The sequence below is a fragment of the Shewanella sp. SACH genome, assembly GCF_001887095.2.
GTDB lineage: Bacteria > Pseudomonadota > Gammaproteobacteria > Enterobacterales > Shewanellaceae > Shewanella > Shewanella baltica.
The window spans coordinates 826796-830205 of the sequence record NZ_MPDG02000001.1; the positions used below are offsets into that span (position 1 = coordinate 826796).

Genomic DNA, 3410 nt, shown 5'->3' on the forward strand with positions numbered 1-3410 from the left:
GGTCGTTAGCTCAGTCGGTAGAGCAGTTGGCTTTTAACCAATTGGTCGAAGGTTCGAATCCTTCACGACCCACCACTTATTACCCCGCTTTACCTCTCTCAAGTTCCCCCATGAATTCCCCAAGTTAAATTCCAATTCTCAGTACTAGCTTTAATACCTTCGTGTTACTTATTTCGTTTCAAATATTTTCCTAACATATTATTTATCCTGACATTTTCTACTTTTGTCTCATAGACCTATTGCCAATGTTTCTCACTTGTTAATTTGTCCATATTGGTTGCGGATAAATAATAACAATTGGGGAAAGACAAAAAATGAAACAAGCAAAACTAAGCTTGATGGGTAGTGCAATATTATTCGCATTAGCAAGTTCGGCCAATGCGGCATCACTAAAAGATACGGATGTTGAGTTTGGCGGTTATATCAAAGCTGACATTATGTTCAGTGATTATGGCAATGGCGCACCGGATTCGGGGGATCTCTCTAGGCAGTTTTATGTTCCTGGTACTATTTATGGCAAAGAAGGTAATGGCAATCAAGTCGTGGATTTTCAAGCTCGCGAAACGCGTTTTAATTTCAAAGCGACGACCGATGTTGATGGTCATAAACTTTCTGGCTTTATTGAACTCGATTTTATGACCCACACCGATGGCAATGAACGCACTTCCAACAGCTATTCGCCTCGTATTCGCCATGCATTTGTCTCCTATGACAATTGGACCGTAGGTCAAACGTGGACCACCTTCCAAAATGCTGCGGCGTTACCTGAGAATCTCGATTTTGTTGGTGCAGCCGATGGCACCCCGTTCGCCCGCCAAACGCTATTGCGCTATACCCAAGGTAATTTCCAATTAGCGATCGAAAATCCTGAAACCACAGTCACGCCAAATCAAGGCGGTGCCCGCATTACCAGTGGTAGCGGGGTAATCCCCGATGTTATCGCGCGGTATAACCTCAAAACGGATGGCGGCGCGGCGTTCTCCTTTGCGGGTATTGCCCGTCAGTTGAATTTAGAAACTAAGGTAGGTGCGACTCAGATTGATAGCTCTGCCCTAGGATATGGCGCGAGTGTGGCGGGCATTATTCCGGTTGGCAAAGATGATCTTCGCTTCACGGCCACCTATGGTGAAGGCTTAGGTCGTTATATGGCACTCAATTACATTAATGCGGGTGTGCTGGATGCTAACGGTGATATCGAGTCGATTCGTACTTTCGGTGGATTTGTGTCTTACCGTCATTGGTGGAATGAGCAGTGGCGCAGCAGTGTAACCTTGTCAGGCATGCAAGCGGATAACGATGTGGCTTTAACCGGTTCAGGCGTGAATAAGGATGCTTATTCAGGCTATATCAACTTACTTTACTCGCCAAGCAAACCGCTGACCTTTGGGGTCGAGTATATGTACGCCAAGAACAGTAAAGAAAATGGTGATGATGGTGATTTGAGCCGCATTATGTTCTCGGCTAAGTATGTGCTTTAATCTTACTTGCTTGCGATAAAAACTAAAAAGGAGACCTTGGGTCTCCTTTTGCATTAAGCGGGTCACATATGTGTAGCGCTTAATCTAACAGATTGTTTTCGCGAACATATTGTTCGAAATCTGTGCAGCCACCGACGTGTTTCTCATCGACAAAAATCTGCGGTACTGTTTCAACTGGCTTCCCGACAGTTTTCTCTAAATCTGCTTTAGAGATGCCTTCTGCGTGGATATCGACATATCTGAACTTAAAGTCATCACGTTTTTCAACGAGTTGCTCAGATAATTGCACAGCACGAACGCAATAAGGACAGCCTGGACGGCCAAAAATAACAACGAACATAATAGCTCCTTAGGATTACTTTAGTCGTTTTATACCATAGGCCTAAGTGAATTGATAATGTCAGCCGTGTTTATTTTCAGTTTGATAGCGGCCTTGATAATCAAAATAGCTTTCGAGCAGATCCCAGCCTTTTTTATGTTTCTTCAGCAGCAAGAGATCGGGCATACGGAATTTATCCGCGTCGCTGATTAACTCTGTCACCTTAGTGTACTTTTTCGGTTTTAATCCCGGTGTACGGCTATGGGGAAAGATGAATAAGGCATATAGGGCTCGCCATTGTGCCGGCGTTTGCACTTTAAAGCGGCGATTAAATTCATTGCCGTCGATATCGAGGTATTGCACTTTCAGATTGCCGTCATCATCGATGAGCGTCATATGTTGGCAGCGGAACAAATGATGGTGCTGCTGGCTGAGTACTTGCCGCAGGCGTTTATCGGGATCGATGAGAGTCGATTGGCAGTGCTGGCAAATGCGCGCGGCAATATCATTCTCTTCACCGCAATCAGGGCAAGATTTAGATCTAAATCGAAAGTCGCACTGTTGCTTTTTACCATGCTGTTCGACAATGCCCTGACAACGGCGACCAAAGTGTTCGATGATGTCGCCATCGTCGTCCGTGAGTCCCCAGAAAATATTAGCAAAATCGCACACAGGGCAATGCACTTGCACGGGTACCGATTTACTGTTGGGTTTCGCTTGGCCAACCTCGGGGAAATACAAGTCATAACCATTGGCAGCGTAGTCGATGATAAGACAATCTTTTTTACCTTCAGCTATGCGTAAACCGCGGCCGATCATTTGTTGAAATAAACTGACTGAAGCGGTAGGGCGCAAAATAGCAATTAAATCCACATGAGGCGCGTCGAAGCCTGTCGTCAACACAGCCACGTTGACCAAAAACTTGAGCTCTTGGGCTTTAAAGCGTTCAATCGTCGCATCACGTTCATTGTCGTGCGTTTGTGCCGTGATAATGGCGCTCTGTGCAGCGTGAGCTTGGTTGAGTAGGCCAAAAATCTCATTGGCGTGACGCACCGTTGCCGCGAAGATGATAATGCCTTTTCTATGTTGGCTCAGTTCAATGAGCTGTTTCACTATCGCGGTAGTCGCGCGGCCGTAATGCCCCAGTAAATCGTTAACGTCGGCTTCAGCATACTCGCCATTGTCATTGGCTTTCAGTTGGCTGAAATCGTACTGGGCACTTAAGCCATCAAACAGCGTTGGTGCTGTGAGGTAACCTTGTTTAATGAGTGGCCTGATGGGTAGCTCGAACACACAATGTTCGAACACAGCATGTTTTGGCGAACCCACTTTACCATGGTAGTGCTGCTGGTAAATCCAGCCAGTGCCAAGGCGATAGGGCGTAGCGGTGAGGCCGAGCAATCTTAGTTGGGGATTTTTCGTGCGTAAATGATTAAGCACTTGTTGATACTGGCTGGTTTTCTCAAGGCTGACTCTGTGGCATTCATCAATAATCACTAATGAGAACGGCTGATCGAACTGGGTTAACCCCCGCGCCGCCGATTGAATGCTGGCGACGACGGTTTTCCCCTCAGTGGCTTTTTGATTGAGTCCCGCCGCATAGATACTGGCTT

Annotated in this window: 3 protein-coding genes; 1 reads left to right on the forward strand and 2 read right to left on the reverse strand. The window is 46.3% G+C overall.

What is annotated here, in order from left to right; translation table 11 throughout:
* Positions 1 to 314: 314 nt before the first annotated feature.
* Positions 315 to 1478 carry a DcaP family trimeric outer membrane transporter gene (locus BM607_RS03645; RefSeq protein ID WP_071938867.1) on the forward strand — a complete coding sequence of 388 codons (1164 nt, stop codon included), beginning with the start codon at positions 315 to 317 and terminating at the stop codon, positions 1476 to 1478.
* A 79-nt stretch (positions 1479 to 1557) separates the two neighbouring features.
* Here BM607_RS03645 and BM607_RS03650 read toward each other — a convergent pair whose 3' ends face one another.
* Both BM607_RS03650 and BM607_RS03655 read right to left on the reverse strand, forming a co-directional pair.
* Positions 1558 to 1818: a GrxA family glutaredoxin gene (locus BM607_RS03650; RefSeq protein WP_006081259.1), complete on the reverse strand. Its 261-nt coding sequence runs from the start codon at positions 1816 to 1818 to the stop codon at positions 1558 to 1560.
* A gap of 60 nt (positions 1819 to 1878) precedes the next feature.
* The coding region (locus tag BM607_RS03655; protein WP_249269544.1) for a helicase-related protein at positions 1879 to 3410 on the reverse strand (1532 nt) is incomplete at its 5' end.

Excerpts from the sequence above, each read along its gene's own strand:
- BM607_RS03645 (WP_071938867.1), top strand. The coding sequence starts at position 315 with ATGAAACAAGCAAAACTAAGCTTGATGGGTAGTGCAATATTATTCGCA.
- BM607_RS03650 (WP_006081259.1), bottom strand. The coding sequence starts at position 1,818 with ATGTTCGTTGTTATTTTTGGCCGTCCAGGCTGTCCTTATTGCGTTCGT.